The 18,634-nt window shown below is 64.6% G+C and carries 14 protein-coding genes; 6 read left to right on the top strand and 8 right to left on the bottom strand.

The genetic code is table 11. The annotated features are described in order from the left end of the window. Positions 1-136: 136 nt before the first annotated feature. Genes AC0L3X_RS30060 through AC0L3X_RS30050 form a run of 3 tightly spaced genes read right to left on the bottom strand, consistent with a single transcriptional unit; the run spans position 137 to position 2,283 of the window. The gene (locus AC0L3X_RS30060; RefSeq protein ID WP_063984684.1) at positions 137-508 is read right to left on the bottom strand and encodes a DUF6285 domain-containing protein; all 372 of its coding nucleotides are present in this window, start codon (positions 506-508) and stop codon (positions 137-139) included. A 3-nt stretch (positions 509-511) separates the two neighbouring features. Next, positions 512-1,498, bottom strand: coding sequence for a phosphotransferase family protein (locus AC0L3X_RS30055; RefSeq protein ID WP_063984685.1), 987 nt, complete (start codon positions 1,496-1,498; stop codon positions 512-514). After that, a complete protein-coding gene (locus AC0L3X_RS30050; RefSeq protein ID WP_028146899.1) occupies positions 1,495-2,283 on the bottom strand; it encodes an enoyl-CoA hydratase/isomerase in 789 nt (262 codons plus the stop codon). Before AC0L3X_RS30050 ends, AC0L3X_RS30055 begins: the two co-directional genes overlap by 4 nt. 179 nt (positions 2,284-2,462) lie before the next feature. Between AC0L3X_RS30050 and AC0L3X_RS30045 the strand changes: the two genes are divergently transcribed. From AC0L3X_RS30045 to AC0L3X_RS30030, 4 genes are all read left to right on the top strand, one after another. Beyond that, positions 2,463-3,242 (top strand): SDR family NAD(P)-dependent oxidoreductase, encoded by a 780-nt coding sequence (locus AC0L3X_RS30045; RefSeq protein WP_063986559.1) that lies wholly within the window; start codon positions 2,463-2,465, stop codon positions 3,240-3,242. 109 nt (positions 3,243-3,351) lie between these two features. Then, positions 3,352-3,732 (top strand): VOC family protein, encoded by a 381-nt coding sequence (locus AC0L3X_RS30040; RefSeq protein WP_231144415.1) that lies wholly within the window; start codon positions 3,352-3,354, stop codon positions 3,730-3,732. A 307-nt stretch (positions 3,733-4,039) separates the two neighbouring features. Then, positions 4,040-5,317, top strand: a complete 1,278-nt coding sequence (locus AC0L3X_RS30035) for an acyl-CoA dehydrogenase family protein (RefSeq protein WP_063984686.1) — start codon at positions 4,040-4,042, stop codon at positions 5,315-5,317. A gap of 195 nt (positions 5,318-5,512) precedes the next feature. Continuing rightward, positions 5,513-6,130: a flavin reductase family protein gene (locus AC0L3X_RS30030; RefSeq protein ID WP_063984687.1), complete on the top strand. Its 618-nt coding sequence runs from the start codon at positions 5,513-5,515 to the stop codon at positions 6,128-6,130. A gap of 173 nt (positions 6,131-6,303) precedes the next feature. Here the strand turns inward: AC0L3X_RS30030 and yghU are convergent, their stop codons facing one another. Further along, positions 6,304-7,185 (bottom strand): glutathione-dependent disulfide-bond oxidoreductase, encoded by an 882-nt coding sequence (gene yghU, locus AC0L3X_RS30025; protein WP_063984688.1) that lies wholly within the window; start codon positions 7,183-7,185, stop codon positions 6,304-6,306. Between the two features lie 185 nt (positions 7,186-7,370). Then, positions 7,371-9,029, bottom strand: a complete 1,659-nt coding sequence (locus AC0L3X_RS30020) for a flavin-containing monooxygenase (RefSeq protein ID WP_063984689.1) — start codon at positions 9,027-9,029, stop codon at positions 7,371-7,373. A gap of 255 nt (positions 9,030-9,284) precedes the next feature. Between AC0L3X_RS30020 and AC0L3X_RS30015 the strand changes: the two genes are divergently transcribed. Next, on the top strand, positions 9,285-10,418 hold the full coding sequence (locus tag AC0L3X_RS30015; RefSeq protein ID WP_063984690.1) for a nitronate monooxygenase: 1,134 nt from the start codon (positions 9,285-9,287) through the stop codon (positions 10,416-10,418). 154 nt (positions 10,419-10,572) lie between these two features. Beyond that, positions 10,573-12,081: an acetyl-CoA acetyltransferase gene (locus AC0L3X_RS30010; protein WP_063984691.1), complete on the top strand. Its 1,509-nt coding sequence runs from the start codon at positions 10,573-10,575 to the stop codon at positions 12,079-12,081. A gap of 106 nt (positions 12,082-12,187) precedes the next feature. On the opposite strand, the gene AC0L3X_RS30005 is transcribed toward AC0L3X_RS30010, so the two are convergent. The 3 genes from AC0L3X_RS30005 to AC0L3X_RS29995 all read right to left on the bottom strand — a co-directional run bounded on the left by AC0L3X_RS30005 (position 12,188) and on the right by AC0L3X_RS29995 (position 18,518). After that, complete coding sequence (locus AC0L3X_RS30005; RefSeq protein WP_063984692.1) at positions 12,188-13,393, bottom strand: efflux RND transporter periplasmic adaptor subunit; 1,206 nt, start codon at positions 13,391-13,393, stop codon at positions 12,188-12,190. Then, on the bottom strand, positions 13,380-16,559 hold the full coding sequence (locus tag AC0L3X_RS30000) for an efflux RND transporter permease subunit (protein WP_063984693.1): 3,180 nt from the start codon (positions 16,557-16,559) through the stop codon (positions 13,380-13,382). The genes AC0L3X_RS30005 and AC0L3X_RS30000 overlap by 14 nt, the downstream gene beginning before the upstream one ends. Before the next feature lie 267 nt (positions 16,560-16,826). After that, on the bottom strand, positions 16,827-18,518 hold the full coding sequence (locus AC0L3X_RS29995; RefSeq protein ID WP_063984694.1) for a methyl-accepting chemotaxis protein: 1,692 nt from the start codon (positions 18,516-18,518) through the stop codon (positions 16,827-16,829). Positions 18,519-18,634 lie beyond the last annotated feature (116 nt).

Below are 18,634 nucleotides of genomic sequence, written 5' to 3'. Positions count from 1 at the left end.
GTGCCGGGGCCAACCCCTCCCCCCGCCCCACAACCCAACCCCCCGCCCGTCTCTTAAAACCGCCCCCCCCCCCCCCGGCCCCAAATCCCCCACTGGGGGGGCCATGACAGCGGAGAATATGGCACCGTCTACCCGCCTATCGCCCCAGCTCCCGCTTGTATGACGCGTAATTCGGCTGGTCCACCGCGAGCTTGTCCATCGTGGTCGCCCACAGATGCTCGGCGAGCCCCGGCGTTGCGAGGTCGATCTCGCCCGTGGCGATGCGCTCGGCGAGCGCGCGGTTGAGATCGGTGACCGAGCCATCCATGCCCATCAGCGCGCGCAAACGCTCGACTTCCTTCGCGTCGCTCCCCTCCTCCTGCGTCAGCTGCCGCGTGACGAGGTCGAGGATGTTGACGGCGACGCGCAGCTTGAAGGCCTGGTGGCCCGAGATCAGCGGCGTGATGTCGTTGCGGAGGAAATCGGCGACCGCCTTGGTCAGCTCGGTCGGTGTTGGTTCGTCCTGCATGTGTCAGCTCCCGCGCGGCGCCAGCAGCCGCAACAGATCGATCTCGGTCTCGCTGGCGCGGCGGCCGATCATGGCGCGTTCCATCGAATGGTCAGGCCCCTCGCGAAACCGCTGCATCATGCCGCCGCACATGATGCCCCAGCGCAGCGTGCCCATCACTTCCCAGAATTTTACGCGCACGGGATCGACTTTTCGGCCTGCCGCTTCGTAGCCGGCAAACAACTCCTCGCGTGTGCCAAAACCGCCGACCGGCTTGTCGATCTCACCAAAACGCCAGGAATTGACGCAGACCCAGCCGAGATCCTCCATGGGATCGCCGAGATGGGCGAGCTCCCAGTCGAGCACGGCACGGACACCGTCGGCGCCGATGATCAGATTGCCGTTGCGGAAATCGCCGTGCACCAGCGTCATCTCGGCCGAGGGACCGGGATCATGGTCGCGCAGCCAGCGCAGCGCCAGCTCGAACACGGGCTTGGGCCAGTTCAGGCTGCGATAGTCGCGCTCGAACTCGCCGATCTCCTGAGTCGCGGACCGGCTGCGCAGCTCGGGCAGCTTGTCCTGCGGCAGTTTGTGCAGGCCGGCGAGCACGCCACCGATCTGCCGCGCGAGACGCGGCCGCGCCGCCGCGTACTCATCATCGCGAAGAATCTTGCGGGCGATGGTCTCGCCCTCGACCCGCTGCATGATGAAGCCGGTGCCGAGATTTTCGTCCGGCGTCAGCACATGCATGACGCGCGGCGACGGCACGCCTGCCTCGAAAGCGAGCTGCATCAACTGCGCTTCAGCGGCGAGACCCGCCGCGCGCGTCGGCGCGGCGCCATAGCCCTTCGGCGAGCGTCGCAGGATCGCGCCGATCAGCCCATCGGGATGCTCGATGTCGAAGCGCCAGGTTTCCTGGCTGGCGCCGCCGGACAGTTTTGCTGCGCCGGTGACGCCGGTCGCCCCTTCGCACCAGCGCGCGACGCTGCGGGAGAGCTCGGCCTCGATCATTTGCCTTTGAACTGCGCCGGGCGCTTCTCCAGGAACGCGCCAACGCCTTCACGGAAATCGTCCGTGTCGCCGGCACGCAGCTGGCACTGGAATTCGAGATTGAGCTGATCCTCGAACGAATTTTCGGGGCTGTCCCAGTAGAGCTTGCGGATCAGCGACAGCGCGACGGTCGGGCCGCTGGCAAGGTCGCGCGCAAGCTTCATCGCCTCCTCCATCAGCACGCCGTCGTCATAGACGCGGTTGACGAGGCCCCATTCCAGCGCCTTCTCGGCCGGCAGCCGCTCACCCATCAGCGACAATTCGACCGAGCGCGCCCGGCCGATCAGGCGCGGCAGCAGCCAGGTCGAGCCGCAATCCGGCACCAGGCCGATGCGACGAAACGCTTGAAGAAAATAAGAGGACCGCGCGCACAAAATCATGTCGCCGAGCAGTGCGAAGCTCATGCCGGCGCCGGCCGCCGGGCCGTTGACCGCGGTCACGATCGGGCAATGCAGATTGCGGATGCGCCGCAAGAAGGGATGAAAGCCGGTCTCGAGCGTCAGGCCGGCCTTGGTTTTCTTCGACTGGTTGTTGCGCCCCTGCAGATTCGCACCGGTGCAGAACGCCCGCCCCGCGCCGGTCAGCACCACGCAGCGGACCTCGCCCTTCTTCTCCTCGATCGCGTCGAGGGCATCGGAGAGGCCACCCAGCATGTCCATGGAGACCGCGTTCATCACCTCCTGATGGTCGAGCCGGAGGATCGCGACCGAACCATCGAAATCGAGCGTGACGTGTTTGAACTGCATGGTTTCCTCGTCAGTTGGTACTAGCGATGTTTCGCAGACCGGAATTAGTTTTGCCGGGGCGCATATTTGATTTTTGTCGCGGCCTTGTCCATGGTGGTCCGAACATACCTTGTCGTCGTATCGCACAATCTTGCGCGCACAGGCTGGTGCGCGCCCGTGCCAAAAACAGGAAACGCGCCATGAACCTTTTCGACCTCACCGGCCGCGTCGCCGTGATCACCGGCGGAAATGGCGGTATCGGGCTCGGCATCGCGCAGGCGCTCGCCGGCCAGGGCTGCAACGTCTCGATCTGGGGCCGCAATCCTGACAAGAACAAGGCTGCTGCCGCGAGCATGACGGGCCTCTCCGGCAAGGTCGACACCCGCGTCTGCGACGTCACCGATCCGGCTTCGGTCAATGCCGCGATGAAGGCGACGCTCGACATTTTCGGCCGGGTCGACGGCTGCTTTGCCAATGCCGGAATCGGCGGCGGCGGCCGGCGTTCCTTCATCGAGCGCACCGAGGAAGAATGGCGCACGATGTTTGCGACCAATCTCGACGGCGTGTTCCACGCGTTCCAGGCCGCCGCAAAACACATGACCGAACGCGCCAATGCCGGCGATCCCTTCGGCCGGCTGGTCGCGACATCGAGCCTCGCCTCGATCTTCGGCACGGCGCGCAACGAGCATTATGCCGCGACCAAGGCCGCGATCAACGCGCTGGTGCGCGCGCTCGGCGTCGAGCTGGCGCGTCACGGCGTCACCGCGAACGCGATCCTGCCCGGCTGGATCAAGAGCGACATGACCGCGGGCATCATGGCCAACGAGAAGTTCGTCGCCAATGTGATGCCGCGCATTCCGATGCGGCGCTTCGGCGAGGCCAGCGATTTCGGCGGCATCGCGGTGTATCTGATGAGCAAGGCGTCGTCGTATCACACCGCGGATACGTTCGTGATCGACGGCGGCTATACGGCGTTTTGAATCTCGTAGCCCGGATGGAGCGAAGCGTAATCCGGGATTTTCAAAAACAAGCAAGACCCGGATTTCGCTGCGCTCCATCCGGGCTACAAACTCTGAGGGGAATGGGCAAATGTTCTCACACATCATGATCGGCACCAACGATCTCGACAAGGCCAAGGCTTTTTACGACCAGCTGCTCGGCACGCTCGAGGTGCGCCCGGCCAGGGTCGACGGCCATCGCATCTTCTACATCACCAAGACCGGCGTGTTCTCGGTGACGAAGCCGATCAACGGCGAGGCCGCCACGTGTGCGAATGGCAGCACCATCGGCTTTGCCGCCAACTCGCCTGAGCAGGTCGACAAGTGGCACGCAGCCGGTGTCGCCGCCGGCGGAACGCCGATCGAGAATCCGCCCGGCATCCGGGAGGGCGCAGGGAACAAGCTCTACATCGCTTATTTGCGCGACCTCGATGGCAACAAGATCTGCGCGATGCATCGGCTGCCGAACTGATTGCTCCAGGACGGTGTCATTCCCCGCCTTGTGCGCAATTGCGCACTGGAGCGGGGAATCCAGTACGCCGCGGCTTCTCCGTAAATCGCTGACGTCACGGAGTACTGGATCGTCCGGTCAAGCCGGGCGATGACAACAGTGAGTGCGGCCCGCACCTGCCTCCTCACCCCGTTCAAACAACATTTCAAACACGCTCGCGATATTCCATCGCATGGCATGGGTCGCCTGAAAAAATGTGCGCTCGCGCTTTGGCCGCGCTGCGACTATTCTGCGGCCCAACGCGATCTCAGTGACCCCGGGAGGAACAATGACAAAGCACGCCTACATACCCCGCACCACCAACTACACTCTCAATCCCGGCGACGAGCTCAACGATCTGCGCATGTCGGACCAGGTCCGGCCGCTCTACGATCACGTCAGGAAATTCATCCGCGACACCGTCGAGCCGATGTCGATCGAATTCGCCAAGGCCGGCGAAGGCAAGCAGGATCGCTGGAGCTTCACCCCGAAGCAGCTCGAGGTGCTCGAGGTCGCCAAGAACAAGGCCAAGAAGGAAGGCCTGTGGAACTTCTTCCTGCCCGACGACGAGACCGGCCAGGGCCTGAAGAATCTCGACTACGCCTATATCGCCTCCGAACTGGGCAAGAGTCCGCTGGCCTCCGAGACGATGAACTGCTCGGCGCCGGACACGGGCAACATGGAAGTGTTGGAGCGCGTCGGCACCAAGGAGCAGAAGGAGAAGTGGCTGAAGCCGCTGATGGACGGCGAGATCCGCTCGGCCTATGTCATGACCGAGCCGAACGTCGCCTCCTCCGACGCCAAGAACATTTCGACGACCGCAAAGCTCGTCGGCGACGAATGGGTCATCAACGGCGAGAAATATTACATCTCCGGCGTCGGCGATCCCCGCTGCAAGATCCTCATCGTGATGGTGAAGACCAATCCGGATGCGGCGCCGAGCAAGCAGCAGTCGCAGATCCTGGTGCCGCGCGATACGCCCGGCGTCGAGGTGCTCGGGCCCATGTACGTATTCGGCCAGGACCACGCCCCGCGCGGCCACATGCACATGCGCTTCAACAACGTCCGCGTGCCCAAGGAGAACATGCTGCTCGGCGAAGGCCGCGGCTTCGAGATCTCGCAGCTCCGCCTCGGCCCGGGCCGCATCCATCACTGCATGCGCACCATCGGCAAGGCCGAGAAGGCGCTTGATCTGATGGTGCAGCGTGGCCTCACCCGTGAGGCCTTCGGCAAGAAGATTGCCCATCTCGGCGGCAACATGCAGATCATCGCGCAGGCGCGCTGCGAGATCGAGGCGATGCGGCTGATGGTGCTGAAGGCCGCCAAGGCCATGGACGTGCTCGGCAACAAGGAGGCCCGCGTCTGGGTCTCCATGGTCAAGGCCATGGTGCCGGAGCGCGCCTGCAAGATCATCGACCAGTCGATCCAGATGCACGGTGCCACCGGCATCTCGCACTGGACCCCGCTTGCCGAGATGTACCAGGACGTGCGCCATCTGCGCTTCGCCGACGGTCCGGACGAGGTGCACTGGATGGTGGTGGGACGCCACGAGCTGAGCATGGCGTAAAAGTCTCTCCTCCCCCTCTCCCCGTTCTTACGGGGAGAGGGTTGGGGTGAGGGGCCTCTCTCTACACGTGAGATCATCGAGGGACCTGTACCCCCTCACCCGAATTCGATCTGCGATCGAATTCGACCTCTCCCCGCATCCGCCTTCGCTAAAGCTTCGGCGGACATGAGCGGGGCGACAACTCACGGAGCCACCATGGAATACGCCGCCAGCGACCTGACGCCACGCGAGCGCTACAAGGTGCTGACGTCCTTCATCCTGCCACGGCCGATCGCGTGGGTGACCTCGGTCGGGCCGACCGGAATCGTCAACGCCGCGCCGTTCAGCTTCTTCAACGCCTTCTGCGAAGATCCGCCGCTGTGCATGTTCGCGGCGAACCGCAAGCCCAACGGCCAGGACAAGGACACGTTCCTCAACATCCAGCGCACTGGCGAGTTCGTGGTCAACCTCGCCGACGAGCCGCTGGCGAAGGCCATGCACGAGAGCAGCGGCGACTTTCCCCCTGAAGTGGGCGAGCCTGACTATCTCGGGCTGAAGCTCGCACCGTCGGCGAAGATCGCCGTGCCGCGGCTCGCCGACACGCCCTGGGCGATGGAGTGCAAGCTCTGGAAGATGATCGACGTCAACGACGATCGCCGGCTGATCATGGGCGAAGGCATCCACTTCCATATCCGCGACGAACTGTGGGACGACAAGGCGATGCGGGTGCACATGGACCGCTATCACCCGATCGGCCGCATGTTCGCCGATCGCTACTGCCGCACGGATGATCGAGTGGTGTTTCCGGCGGCGGAAGGGGCGAAGGGGAAGTAGGCCGCGCCATCGCGCTCCCTCGCCCCGTTCTTACGGGGAGAGGGCTGGGGTGAGGGGCTGCCTCCGAGAAAACAGTGTGAGTTGGACTCGCGGAGAGTCCCCCTCACCCGAATTCGATCTTCGATCGAATTCGACCTCTCCCCGCAAGTGGGGCGAGGTGAAGCGAGCACCACCTACGTCGCGGCCGGCTCGCCGATCTTGTCCTGGGTCTTGGTGTCGAAATCGCCGGCGTCGTGCCGCTCGTGGAGCTGGCTGGCGGGATCGCCGGAGACGCGGTTGACCATGCGGCCGCGCTTGACGGCCGGACGCTTGGCGATCTGATCGGTCCAGCGCTGCACGTGCTTGTAGTCCTGCACCGACAGGAATTCGCCGGCGCCATAGACCAGCCCCTTGGCGAGCGCGCCGTACCAGGGCCACACCGCGATGTCGGCGATGGTGTAATCATTGCCCGCGAGGTACTCGTTGTCGGCAAGGCGCCGGTCGAGCACGTCGAGCTGGCGCTTGACCTCCATCGCAAAGCGGTCGATGGCGTATTCGATCTTGGTCGGCGCGTAGGCGTAGAAGTGACCAAAACCGCCGCCGAGATAGGGCGCGCTGCCCATCTGCCAGAACAGCCAGGACATCGCCTCGGTGCGGCTCTTGATGTCCTTTGGCAGGAAGGCGCCGAACTTCTCGGCGAGATAGACCAGGATCGAGCCGGATTCGAACACCCGGATCGGCTCCGGACCGGAGCGGTCCACCAGCGCGGGAATTTTCGAATTCGGGTTGATGTCGACAAAGCCGCTGCCGAACTGGTCGCCATTGCCGATCCTGATCAGCCAGGCATCGTATTCCGCGCCCTTGTGGCCGAGCGCCAGCAGTTCCTCCAGCATCACCGTGACCTTCACGCCATTCGGCGTCGCCAGCGAATAGAGCTGGAAGGGATGCTTGCCGACCGGCAGCTCCTTGTCGTGGGTCGCGCCGGCAATGGGGCGGTTGATGCTGGCGAACTGCCCGCCGTTCTCCTTGTTCCAGGTCCAGACTTTGGGCGGCACGTAGGCGGGGGCGTCGGTCATGCGGGGGCTCCGGCGAAAAAGATGCGCCTGCATTAATTAGCCCGCGAATGGCCGATGGCAAGGGCGCAGAAATGCATTGCCGGGCAGGGCAACTCTACGTTTCGTCATGGCAGGCCACTTCCCCGCCCTCGTTCCGCGCCCGCCGCTCCGCGCCCCCCGGGAATAACGATCGGAAAGAGCCAGGTTCAGGACGCGGCTGCCGTCAGCCCCTGCTCGGCCCGCCCCAGCAAAAACCCCTCATATCCCTTCGCCGCGACCTCGTCGCAGATCCGGCGGTAGACACCGACGCCGCCGATATAGGGCATGAAGATGCGCGGCTTGCCTGGAATGTTGGCGCCCATGTACCAGGAATTGGCCTGCGGATAGAGCGTGCCGCGGGCGACCTCGTTGACATGGGCGACCCACTTGTCCTCGGCCTCCCCGCTTGCCTCCATGGTGGCAACACCCTGCCTGCGCATGTGGACGAGGCAATCGGTGATCCAATCGACATGCTGCTCGATCGAGACGATCATGTTCGAGAGCACCGACGGACTGCCGGGGCCGGTGATGATGAAGAGGTTCGGAAAGCCCGCGCTCATCAGCCCGAGATAGGTCTTTGGGCCTTCCGCCCATTTCTCGTTCAGCGTCCGTCCGCCCGGGCCACTGATGTCGATCTTCGCGACCGAGCCGGTCATGGCATCGAACCCCGTCGCCATCACCAGCGCGTCGACCTCGTGGTCCTTGCCTGCGACACGCACGGCATTCGCGGTGATCTCCTCGATCGGATTGGTCTTGATATCGACCAGCGAGACGTTCGGCCGGTTGAAGGTCGCGAAATAATCCGTATCGATGCAGATGCGCTTGGTGCCGATCGGATGGCTGTTGGGCTGGAGCAGCTTCGCGGTTTCGGGGTCCTTCACGATCTCGGCGATCTTGCTGCGCACGAAGTTCGCCGCGGTATCGTTCGCGGACGGCTCGAGGCCGAGATTGTTGTAGACATACATGAAGGTGAGCCCGCCGCGCTCCCAGCGCGCCGAATATTTGCCATTCCTGGTCTCATCGCTGTCGTCGAGCGCGCCGCGATCGGGTTGCTCGGCGAAAATGCCGTTGCGCGCGACTTCGCGGGCGAAGCGGCGGATCTCCGGATAGGTCTTGCGGACGTTACTGCGTTCTTCGTCGGTCAGCGCGGCGTTGCGCGCGGGAATCGAAAAATTCGCCGTGCGCTGAAACACGGTGAGATGTCTTGCTTGTTCGGCGATGACGGGCGTCGATTGGATGCCAGACGATCCCGTCCCGATCAAGCCGACGCGCAAGCCCGTGAAGTCGACGTCTTCATGCGGCCAGCTGCCAGTGTGGTAGACCGGTCCCTTGAAGCTCTCAAGGCCCTTGATGTCGGGCTTGCGCGCGTTCGAGAGGCAGCCGGTCGCGAGCACGATGAACTGCGCCTCAACCGTCTTGCCGTCGGACGTCGTCACCGACCAGCACTTCGCCCGCGCGTCGAACGCCGCGCGCTCGACGCGGGTGTCGAACTGGATGTCGCGGCGAAGATCAAAACGGTCGGCAACGTGGTTGGCGTAGTTCAGGATCTCCGGCTGCGGCGCGTAGCGCTCGCTCCAGTCCCACTCCTGCTGAAGCTCTTCCGAGAACGAGTAGGAATACTGCATGCTCTCGACATCGCAGCGCGCGCCGGGATAGCGATTCCAGTACCAGGTGCCGCCGACGCCACCGCCCTGCTCATAGACGCGCGCCGAGAAGCCAAGACCGCGCAGGCGGTGCAGCATGTACATGCCGGCAAAGCCCGCGCCGACGACGACCACGTCGTAAGCTTTCACGGTTCGAGCCGGACTCGCTTGCGCTTGCGACATCGGTTGGCGCTCCCTCGCTGTTTTCTCTTTGTTTGCGCCAGCATTCTCACAGACTCACAAAAGCGCAAGAGACAAATCGGCGGGCTCTGGCCTGTTTATTTTGTGCAGCGGAATGGCTCATCCGCCGCGTGGCGTCTGCACGCAAGATGCGCGGCCAAATCCGGATTGGCATCGTTGACGACGATGGGCTAGCTTCGAAGCGCCTTCGCTCAAGCAAAGCAACAACAGCAACGCGACGGCTGCCGGGAGAGAGCCATGAAATCGCCGATCTGCGACATGCTGGGCATCGAGTTCCCGCTGCTCGCCTTCAGCCATTGCCGCGACGTCGTTGCCGCCGTCAGCCGTGCCGGCGGCTTTGGCGTGTTGGGTGCCACCGTGCACACGCCCGACACGCTCGAACGCGAGCTGAAATGGATCGACGAGCATGTCGACGGCAAGCCCTACGGCATCGACGTCCTGATCCCCGAAAACATCTCGACCGCGGGCGAGAAGGACGTCACCTGGAAGAGCCTGGAGGCGCGCGTACCGCAGGAGCACCGCGCCTACACGCGCGACCTCCTGATGAAGTACGATATCGAGTTGACGACAAGTGATGTGGCCGACAATCAGCCGCAACCGTTCGACGCGAAGACCGCACTTCAGCTGCTCGAGGTCTCCTTCAACCATCCGATCCGATTGATCGCCAACGCGCTGGGCGTGCCGCCGAAGGCGATGATCGAGATGGGCAGGAAGCACGGCGTGCCGGTTGCCGCCCTCGTCGGCGCCAAGGAGCATGCGTTGCGGCAGGTTGCGGCCGGCGTCGACATTCTCGTGGTGCAGGGCACCGAGGCCGGCGGCCATTGCGGCGAGGTCTCCACCCTGGTGCTGGTGCCGGAGGTGATCAAGGCGATCAAGAACATCCGCGACGTGCCGGTGCTCGCGGCCGGCGGCATCATGACGGGACGGCAGATGGCCGCCTGCATGGCGATGGGCGCGGCCGGCGCCTGGACCGGTTCGGTGTGGCTCGCCACCGTCGAGGCCGAGACCACGGAGATCTTCCGCGAGAAGATGATCGCGGCATCCTCGCGCGACGCGATCCGTTCGAAGGGGCGCACCGGCAAGCCGGCACGCCAGCTCCGCTCGGTCTGGACCGATGCCTGGGACCGCGCGCCGGAAAGCCCAGGCGCGCTGCCGATGCCGCTGCAAAGCGTCATCAGCCGCGACGCCTTCAACGCGATCGACCGCGCGGCGGCGAGCGGCAACGCCAAAGCGCGCGACCTCGTCAGCTATTTCGTCGGCCAGGGCGTCGGCCTGATCGACAGCGTGAAGTCGGCGGGCGCGGTGGTGCAGGAGTTCAAGGAAGAATTTGCCGAGGCCGTCGAGCACATGAATGCGCTGGTGGCGGAGTAGCATCCACATCGTCATTGCGAGCGAAGCGAAGCAATCCAGACTGCCTCCGCTGATGCATTTCTGGATTGCTTCGTCGCTACAACGCAAAATTGCTTCGCAATTTTGTCGCGAGCTCCTCGCAATGACGAAGCAACTAACATCGTGAATCGAGATTATGACTGACAAGACCAATATCCCGGAAGACCTCATCCCCGTCATCGTCGGCGTCGGCGAGATCATCGACCGACCCAAGGAGATTACCGACGGCCTCGAGCCGTTGGATCTGCTCGAACAGGCGCTACGGCGGGCCGAGCAGGACGCCGGCGCAAAACTGCTTGGCGAGGTGCAGTCGCTCGACGTCGTCAACTTCCTGAGCTGGCGCTATCGCGATCCGGAAAAGCTTTTGGCGCAGCGGCTCGGCATTGCGCCGGCGCATTGCTATTACGGCCCGGTCGGCGGCGAGAGCCCGATCCGCTACATCCACGAGGCGGCAAAACGCATCGCGCGTGGCGAGTGCACGGTGGCGGCAGTCTGCGGTGCGGAGGCGCAGTCGACCGCGACCAAGGCTGAGCGCGCCGGGATCAAGCTACCCTGGACGCCGTTCGCCCATGACGTCGAGGAGCCCAAGCGTGGTGCGGCATTCCAGAAGCCGCTCGCGGTGAAGCTCGGCGTGTTCCGTCCCGTCACGGTTTATCCATTCTATGAGTCCGCCTCCTCCGCCCATTGGGGCCAGACGCCGCGCGAAGCCATGGCAGAGTCCGGCACGCTGTGGTCGCGCTACTCCGAAGCCGCCGCCGAAAATCCCAACGCCTGGCTGAAGCGGCGCTATGCGCCGGACGAGATCACGACGCCGTCGGCGGACAACCGCCTGATCGCCTGGCCCTACAACAAGCTCATGGTCGCCAACCCCAGCGTCAACATGGGCGGCGCGCTGCTGCTCACCAGCCTCGCCAGGGCGCGCGCGGCCGGCATCGCCGAGGACAAGCTGGTCTATCCGCTCGGTGGCGCCTCGGCCGAAGAGCCGCGGGATTACCTCCTGCGCGATCAGTTCCATGAAAGCCATCCACAGAATGCGGTGCTGAAGGCGGCGATGGACCTCGCCGGCGGCGACGGATTCGACGCGATCGAGCTCTATAGCTGCTTCCCTTGCGTGCCCAAGATGGCGCGGCGGACGCTTGGCCTCGGGGCCGACGTGCAGCCGACCGTGACCGGTGGTCTCACCTTCTTCGGCGCGCCGCTCAACACCTACATGACGCATGCGGCCTGCGCGATGGTGCGGCGTGTGCGCGATGGTGCCAAGCTCGGGCTGCTCTACGGCCAGGGCGGCTTCGTCACCAAGCACCACGCATTGGTGGTGTCGAAGACGCCACGTGCGGCGCTGGCGCAGGAGACCAGCGTGCAAGCCGAGGCCGACCGCAACAAGCGCGCGGTGCCCGAGTTCGTCACGGAGGTTTCAGGCAGGGGCAAGGTCGAGAGCTTTACGATGCTCTATGGCCGCGGCGGCGATGTCGAACACGGTGTGGTGATGCTGCGGACGGCGGACGAGCGGCGCACACTCGCGCGCATTCCGGCGAGCGACGCGGCGACGCTGGCGCATCTGCTCAACATGGATCGCACGCCGGTAGGCTCGCTCGGCGAGATCGCGATGGCCGCGGATGACGTGCCGGAGTGGCGGGTGGCGTAGCTTTCGTAGGGTGGGCAAAGGCGCTCTTGCGCCGTGCCCACCATTCTTCCTCCAATCACATGAAGACGGTGGGCACGCTTCGCTTTGCCCACCCTACGAGATCAACCTAGCCCTTCGGCGCCTGCTTCTCCGACGCCGTCGCCGGCTTGCCCTTGGCACCGGCACCGCCGGCGACGCGAACCTGGTCGCCGTCGGAAATACCATCCGGCGGGGCAGTGATCACGCGGTCGTCGGGTGCGATGCCCGAGGCGAGTTCAATCTCCTTGCCGAGATCGCGTGCGATGGTCACGGTCTTGAACTGCACCTTGTCGTCGGGACCGACGGTCGCAACACGCAGACCGCTGCCGTTGAAGATCAGGGCACTGGCGGGAATGCTCAGCGGCGCGGTGTCGCGCTGAAGGTTGAGCTTCACGCTGGCATAGCCGCCGGGCATCAACTCGCCGTTGGAATTGTCGAGCCGAAGCTGCATGCGGGTGGTTCCTGAGGCGACGTCGACGGCCTGCGAGGACGCCTCGACCGTCGCCTGGAATGTCCGGTTCGGGTATTCCGGCATGACCATGGTGGCCTTGGCGCCGATCTTGATCGCAGGCACGTAGTTCTGGGGAACGTTGACGTAAACGCGCAGCTTGGTGATGTCGGAGACCACGAACATCGCCGGGCCGGAGCCGCCGCCGGCATTGATCAACGCGCCGACGTCGGTATCGCGCGCCGTGACCACGCCATCGAACGGCACCGTGATCTTCTTGTAGCCGGCCAGCGCTTCAAGCCGTTCGACATTTGCCTGGCCTGAGTGGACGGCCGCGTTCTTGTTGGAGAGATCGGCGGTGCGCTCGTCGATCTCCTGCGCGGAGACGAAGTTGGAGGCGACCAGCGTCTTGCGCCGGTTGAGCGTTGCTTCCGAGAGCCTGGCACTGGCCTGCTGGCTGGCGAGGTCGGCGCGGGCCTGAAGCAGTTGCTGGTCGAGGTCGGGCGCCTCGATCTCGGCGATCACCTGCCCCGCCTTGACGCGCGCGCCCATGTCGACGCTCCAGCTCTTCAGATAGCCGGAGACGCGTGCGAAGATAGGCGCGCGGTAATAGGCTTCGAGCCGACCCGGCAGGTCGATGGTGCCGTTGAGGGATTTTGCGTTCGGCAGGGTCACCGCAACGCTGGGAACGGCCTGATCGTCGGTCCATTCCTTCAGCTTGGAGCCCTGCTCCTCGCGGGCACGAATGCCGGTACCCACGACGAGGCCTGCCGCAATCAGCGCCACCACGCCGAAGATGCCCAGTTTCCGGTGCGACACCGGGGAGCGGGGTTCAGTGGGCGACATGCGGAGTCTCCAATGGGGCGGCGGCTTTGGCGCCCTGTTTCTTGTGTACCATACTGAACACCACGGGAACAAACATCAGCGTGGCGAAAGTTGCAAAGATCAGGCCGCCGATCACGGCGCGGCCAAGCGGCGCATTCTGCTCGCCGCCCTCCCCGAGCCCCAAAGCCATCGGCGCCATGCCGATGATCATGGCGAGCGCGGTCATCAGCACCGGGCGGAACCGGACGAAGCCGGCCTCGAGTGCAGCGGCGATGGGGTCACCGAGCTCCTCGTAGCGCTCGCGGGCGAAGGAGATCACCAGCACGCTGTTGGCGGTGGCAACGCCCATGCACATGATCGCGCCGGTCAGGGCCGGCACCGACAGCGTCGTCTCGGTCATGAACAGCATCCAGACGATGCCGGCGAGCGCGGCCGGCAGCGCCGTGATGATCACGAACGGATCGGACCAGGACTGGAAGTTCACGACGATCAGGAAGTAGATCAGCACGACGGCACCGAGCAGGCCGAACAGAAGACCGGTGAAGGCGCTGTTCATGGTCTGCACCTGGCCGAGCAGCACCACGGAGGAGCCCTTCGGCACGTCCTTGGCGGTGTCGGCGATCACCTGGCGGATGTCGGCGGCGACCGCGCCGAGATCGCGACCCGAGGTCGTGGCAAAGATCTGCACCAGCGACTGGATGTCGTATTGCGACACCACCGCGCTCGAGGTCGAGCGCTTGATGTCGGCGATGCCGCCGAGGATCGGCGATTGCGAATTGCCGGTGGCCGTGATCGGCAGCGTCTGGAGCGCGCTGAGCGAGTCGATCTGGTATTGCGGCGTCTGCATCACGATCGAGTAGGACACGCCGTTGTCCGGATTCAGGTAGTAGGTCGGCGCTACCTGCGAGGAGCCGGCGAGATTGACCACGAGGCTGTTGGTGACGTCGCGCTCGGTCAGGCCGACATATTGCGCGCGGGTGCGGTCGACGTCGATGTTGAAGGTGGGATTGTTCGGCGACTGCTGGATACGCGCATCGGCAACGCCGGGAATCTTGCGAACCTTCGCCAGCAGGTTGTTGGCGTAGGCAAAGTTGGCGTTGATGTTGGCGCCGCGGATCTGCAGGTCGATCGGCGCCGGCGCGCCGAAGTTCAGGATCTGGCTGACGATGTCGGCGGGGAGGAACGCGAAGCTGACGCCGGGGAACAGGCGCGGCAGCTGCTCGCGCAGCACGCGCACGTGCTCTTCCGTCGGCTTGTGGCCCTCTTTCAGCTTGATCTGGATGTCGCCGTCCTGCGGGCCGATCACGCCCGTGTTGTTGTAGGTCATGTTGATGCCGGAGATCGGCATGCCGATGTTGTCGGTCAGCGTCTCGATTTCGCCGGGGATCAGCTTGCGGATCGCCTTCTGGACGTCTGCGAGCTGGTTGGCCGTCTCCTCCACGCGGGTGCCGACCTGGGTGCGGACATGCATCAGGATATTGCCGGCATCGACCGCCGGGAAGAAGTTGCGCCCGAGGAACGGCACCAGCGCGAAGGACGCGCCGACCACGCAGAGGAAGCCGATCACGAACACCGCGCGGTGCACCAGCGCCAGTCCCAGCAGATTATGGTAGCCGCCGCGGATGCGCTCGAACCGCTTCTCGAAGCCGCGCTGGAACCAAACCAGCGGATTGCGCGACTTCGGCGGGCCGCCCTCGTGATGGACGTGCGCCTGCAGCAGATAGTTCGCCATGGTCGGCACCAGCGTGCGCGACAGGATGAACGACCAGATCATCGCGAACATCACGGCTTCGGCCATCGGCACGAACAGGAAGCGGGCGACGCCGGAGAGGAAGAACATCGGCACGAATACGATGCAGATGCACAGCAACGAGACGAAAGCCGGCGTCACGATCTGGTTGGCGCCGTCGAGGATCGACTGCTCGACCGGCTTACCCTGCTCCAGATGGTAGTTGATGTTCTCGATGGTGACGGTGGCGTCGTCGACGAGGATGCCGACCGCGAGCGCAAGGCCGCCGAGCGTCATGATGTTGAGCGTCTCGCCGATCGCCGACAGCATGACGATGGCGCCGAGCACCGAGAGCGGGATCGAGACCGCGATGATGACCGTGGAGCGCCAGCTGCCGAGGAACAGCAGGATCATGACGCTGGTCAGCAGCGCCGCGATCACGCCTTCGATCGCGACGCCTTGAATCGCACCGCGGACGAACACCGACTGGTCGCCGATGAAGCCGATCTTCAGCGCGTCCGGCAGCTGGTCCTTGACGTCGATCACCTTCTGCTTGATGCCGGCGATGATGTCGAGCGTCGAGGTCGCGCCCGCCTTCAGCACCATCATCAGCACCGAGCGGTTGCCGTCGACATGGACGATGTTGGTCTGCGGCGGATTGCCGTCACGCACGGTCGCGACGTCGCGCACATAGACCATCGCGCCATTGACGGTCCTGATCGGCAGATTGCCGAGCTCGTCGATCTTCAGCGGCGAGTTGTTGAGCTGGATGTTGTATTCGAACTGGCCGATCTTCTGGGTGCCGACCGGCGTGATCAGGTTTTGGGCTGCGAGCGCGTTGGCGACGTCCTGGCCCGACAGGCCGCGCGCCTGGAGCGCGGTCGGATCGAGGTCGATCTGGATTTGGCGCTGCTTGCCGCCGAACGGATACGGGATCGCCGCGCCGGGCACGGTGACCAGCGGGGTGCGCAGGTTATTAATGCCGATATCGGCGAGGTTCTGCTCGGTCAGGCCATCGCCCGACAGCGCCACCTGGATGATCGGAACGGTCGAGGCGGAGTAGTTCAGGATCAGGGGCGGCGTTGCGCCCGGCGGCATCTGCTTCAGCAGCGTCTGCGAGATCGCGGTGACCTGCGCGTTGGCGGTGCGGATGTCGACGTTCGGCTGGAAGAAGATCTTGATGATGCCAAAGCCGTTATAGGAGTTGGCGGTAATGTGCTCGATGTCGTTGACGGTCGTCGTCAGCGCGCGCTGGAACGGCGTGGTGATGCGGCCGGACATCTGGTCCGGCGGCAGGCCGGTGTACTGCCAGACCACCCCGATCACGGGGATGCGGATGTCCGGGAAGATGTCGGTCGGCGTCCGCAGGGCCGCGAGCGGCCCGATGATCAGGAGCAGAAGCGCGAGCACGACAAACGTGTAGGGTCGGCTCAGGGCAATACGGACCAGAGCAATCATCGGTCAGGCAATTCCAAATCGGGGGACAGGGAACACGCCCCACGGGTTCCTGAGGCTGATTTACCCGAACACCGTGGAAATGGCCAACGACGGCGCCGCCCCGTGCGGTCACTTCCCTGCTATCGCACTGCGAAATCGCATTCCAGATATGCAGCCTGCGGCCGGAATATTACGGAAGCGGCTTACCCCCGTAAAAAGAAGCGGCTTACCCCCGTAAAAAAGCGGCGCCCGCAGGCGCCGCTTTCAGAACTGCGATCGTGTCCCGGCTCAGGCTGCGCGGACGTTGGTCAGGAACTTGCTGACCTCGGTCTTGAGGCGGCTCGAGTCGTTGGACAGCATCTGCGCTGCCGACAGCACCTGCGAGGAGGCCGTGCCGGTCTCGGTCGCACCGCGCTGCACGTCGGTGATGTTGGAGGAGACCTGCTGTGTGCCCTGCGCCGCCTGCTGCACGTTGCGGGCGATCTCCTGGGTCGCTGCGCCCTGCTCTTCCACCGCAGCCGCAATCGCCGAGGAGATTTCGGAGAGACGCTCGATGGTCGAGGAGATCTCCTTGATGGCGCCGACCGAGTCGTTGGTCGCCGCCTGGATGCCGGAGATCTGCTGGCCGATCTCGCCGGTCGCCTTGGCGGTCTGCTCGGCGAGCGCCTTTACCTCGGAGGCGACCACCGCGAAGCCGCGGCCGGCTTCACCGGCACGCGCCGCCTCGATGGTGGCGTTCAGCGCCAAGAGGTTGGTCTGGCCCGCGATGGTGTTGATCAGCTCGACGACGTCGCCGATGCGGGAAGCCGCCTTCGACAGCTCGCTGACGCGCTCGGTGGTGGCACGGGCCTGGCCGACGGCGTCGCCCGCCATCCGCGCTGATTCCTGCACCTGGCGGCTGATCTCGCCGACCGACGAAGCCATCTCCTCGGTGGCCGAGGCCACCGACTGCACGTTGGTCGAGGCTTCCTCCGAGGCCGCGGCGACCGTGGTCGCCATCCGCTGTGAGCGGTCGGCGGTCGAGGTCAGCGTCGAGGCGGAGGCTTCGAGCTGGGTCGAGGCCGACGACACGGTCTGGACGATCTCGCCGATCATCGTTTCGAAATCGCGGGTGATGCCGTCGACGCGGCGGCCGCGCTCGATCTTGGCTTCGGCATCGGCGGCGGCGGCCTCGTCGGCGGCTTTCTTGGCGATCAAGGCTTCCTTGAAGATCTGGAGCACGTCGGCCATGGCGCCGATCTCGGTCTTCTCGCCGCGATGCGGGACTTCGGCGGAGAGGTCGCCCTTGCCGAGCGCCTGCATCGGCTGGATGATCGAGTTGATGCCGGCGGAGACGTCCTGGACCAGGTAGAAGCTGACGCCGATGCCGATGATCACGGCGGCGCCGAGGATGATCGAGACCAGCATGAAGGCATAGAAATAGCTGTCGGCGGCATCCTGGGCAGCCTGGTCGCCGCCCTTGGTGTTGAGATCGATGTCCTTCATCAGGACCTCATCCGACGCAAGGCCGATCTTGTTGACCGTCTTGGTGTTCAGCTCCTGGGCGTCATGCGGGACCTTGCCGGCCTCCTTGCGTGACAGCGCCATGACGTCTTCGGTGCCCTTCTTGTAGTCGTCCCAGAGCTTGGCCCATTCGTTGTACAGCCGGCGTTCCTCGGGTGAAGTGATCATCGGCTCGTAGGCCTTGCGGGACTTGGCGAGCGCCTCGATGACGGTGCCGGCCGTCTTTTCGTTGGCGAGCTTCTCCTCGAGGGTCTCGGACAGCATGTGCTGGCGGACCACGTTGCGGTAGGTGATGACGCTGGCGCGGAGTTCGCCGAGCACCCGGACGCTGGGCAGCCAGCTCGTGGTGATGTCGGTGGTGTTGGCGTTCATCGACCGCATCTTCGTGACGGCGAGCAGGCCCATGCCGGTCATCGCGACCAGCAGGAACGCCACGACACTGATGATCTTGGCGCGAATGGAAATGGTGGCGAACATAATCGGGTCTCGTTGTGCTGGCGCGGGCGCGCGTCCGGGAGGTCTTAACAATCAACCAAAAGGAGCGACGCCGACATCAGACAACAGAGCGACTGAGCAGATGTTAACTACGACTC

The sequence above is a fragment of the Bradyrhizobium sp. MI1.7 genome, assembly GCF_055811795.1.
The sequence above is the reverse complement of the archived record's forward strand: the minus strand, read 5'-3'. Positions and strand labels throughout refer to the sequence as shown.

What these genes read in the sequence shown, in the direction of transcription:
- AC0L3X_RS30060 (WP_063984684.1), bottom strand. Translation starts at nt 508, where the DNA reads ATGCAGGACGAACCAACACCGACCGAGCTGACCAAGGCGGTCGCCGAT.
- yghU (WP_063984688.1), bottom strand. Translation starts at nt 7,185, where the DNA reads ATGACCGACGCCCCCGCCTACGTGCCGCCCAAAGTCTGGACCTGGAAC.
- AC0L3X_RS30030 (WP_063984687.1), top strand. Translation starts at nt 5,513, where the DNA reads ATGGAATACGCCGCCAGCGACCTGACGCCACGCGAGCGCTACAAGGTG.
- AC0L3X_RS30015 (WP_063984690.1), top strand. Translation starts at nt 9,285, where the DNA reads ATGAAATCGCCGATCTGCGACATGCTGGGCATCGAGTTCCCGCTGCTC.
- AC0L3X_RS30010 (WP_063984691.1), top strand. Translation starts at nt 10,573, where the DNA reads ATGACTGACAAGACCAATATCCCGGAAGACCTCATCCCCGTCATCGTC.
- AC0L3X_RS30055 (WP_063984685.1), bottom strand. Translation starts at nt 1,498, where the DNA reads ATGATCGAGGCCGAGCTCTCCCGCAGCGTCGCGCGCTGGTGCGAAGGG.
- AC0L3X_RS30040 (WP_231144415.1), top strand. Translation starts at nt 3,352, where the DNA reads ATGTTCTCACACATCATGATCGGCACCAACGATCTCGACAAGGCCAAG.
- AC0L3X_RS30005 (WP_063984692.1), bottom strand. Translation starts at nt 13,393, where the DNA reads ATGTCGCCCACTGAACCCCGCTCCCCGGTGTCGCACCGGAAACTGGGC.
- AC0L3X_RS30045 (WP_063986559.1), top strand. Translation starts at nt 2,463, where the DNA reads ATGAACCTTTTCGACCTCACCGGCCGCGTCGCCGTGATCACCGGCGGA.
- AC0L3X_RS29995 (WP_063984694.1), bottom strand. Translation starts at nt 18,518, where the DNA reads ATGTTCGCCACCATTTCCATTCGCGCCAAGATCATCAGTGTCGTGGCG.
- AC0L3X_RS30000 (WP_063984693.1), bottom strand. Translation starts at nt 16,559, where the DNA reads ATGATTGCTCTGGTCCGTATTGCCCTGAGCCGACCCTACACGTTTGTC.
- AC0L3X_RS30020 (WP_063984689.1), bottom strand. Translation starts at nt 9,029, where the DNA reads ATGTCGCAAGCGCAAGCGAGTCCGGCTCGAACCGTGAAAGCTTACGAC.
- AC0L3X_RS30050 (WP_028146899.1), bottom strand. Translation starts at nt 2,283, where the DNA reads ATGCAGTTCAAACACGTCACGCTCGATTTCGATGGTTCGGTCGCGATC.
- AC0L3X_RS30035 (WP_063984686.1), top strand. Translation starts at nt 4,040, where the DNA reads ATGACAAAGCACGCCTACATACCCCGCACCACCAACTACACTCTCAAT.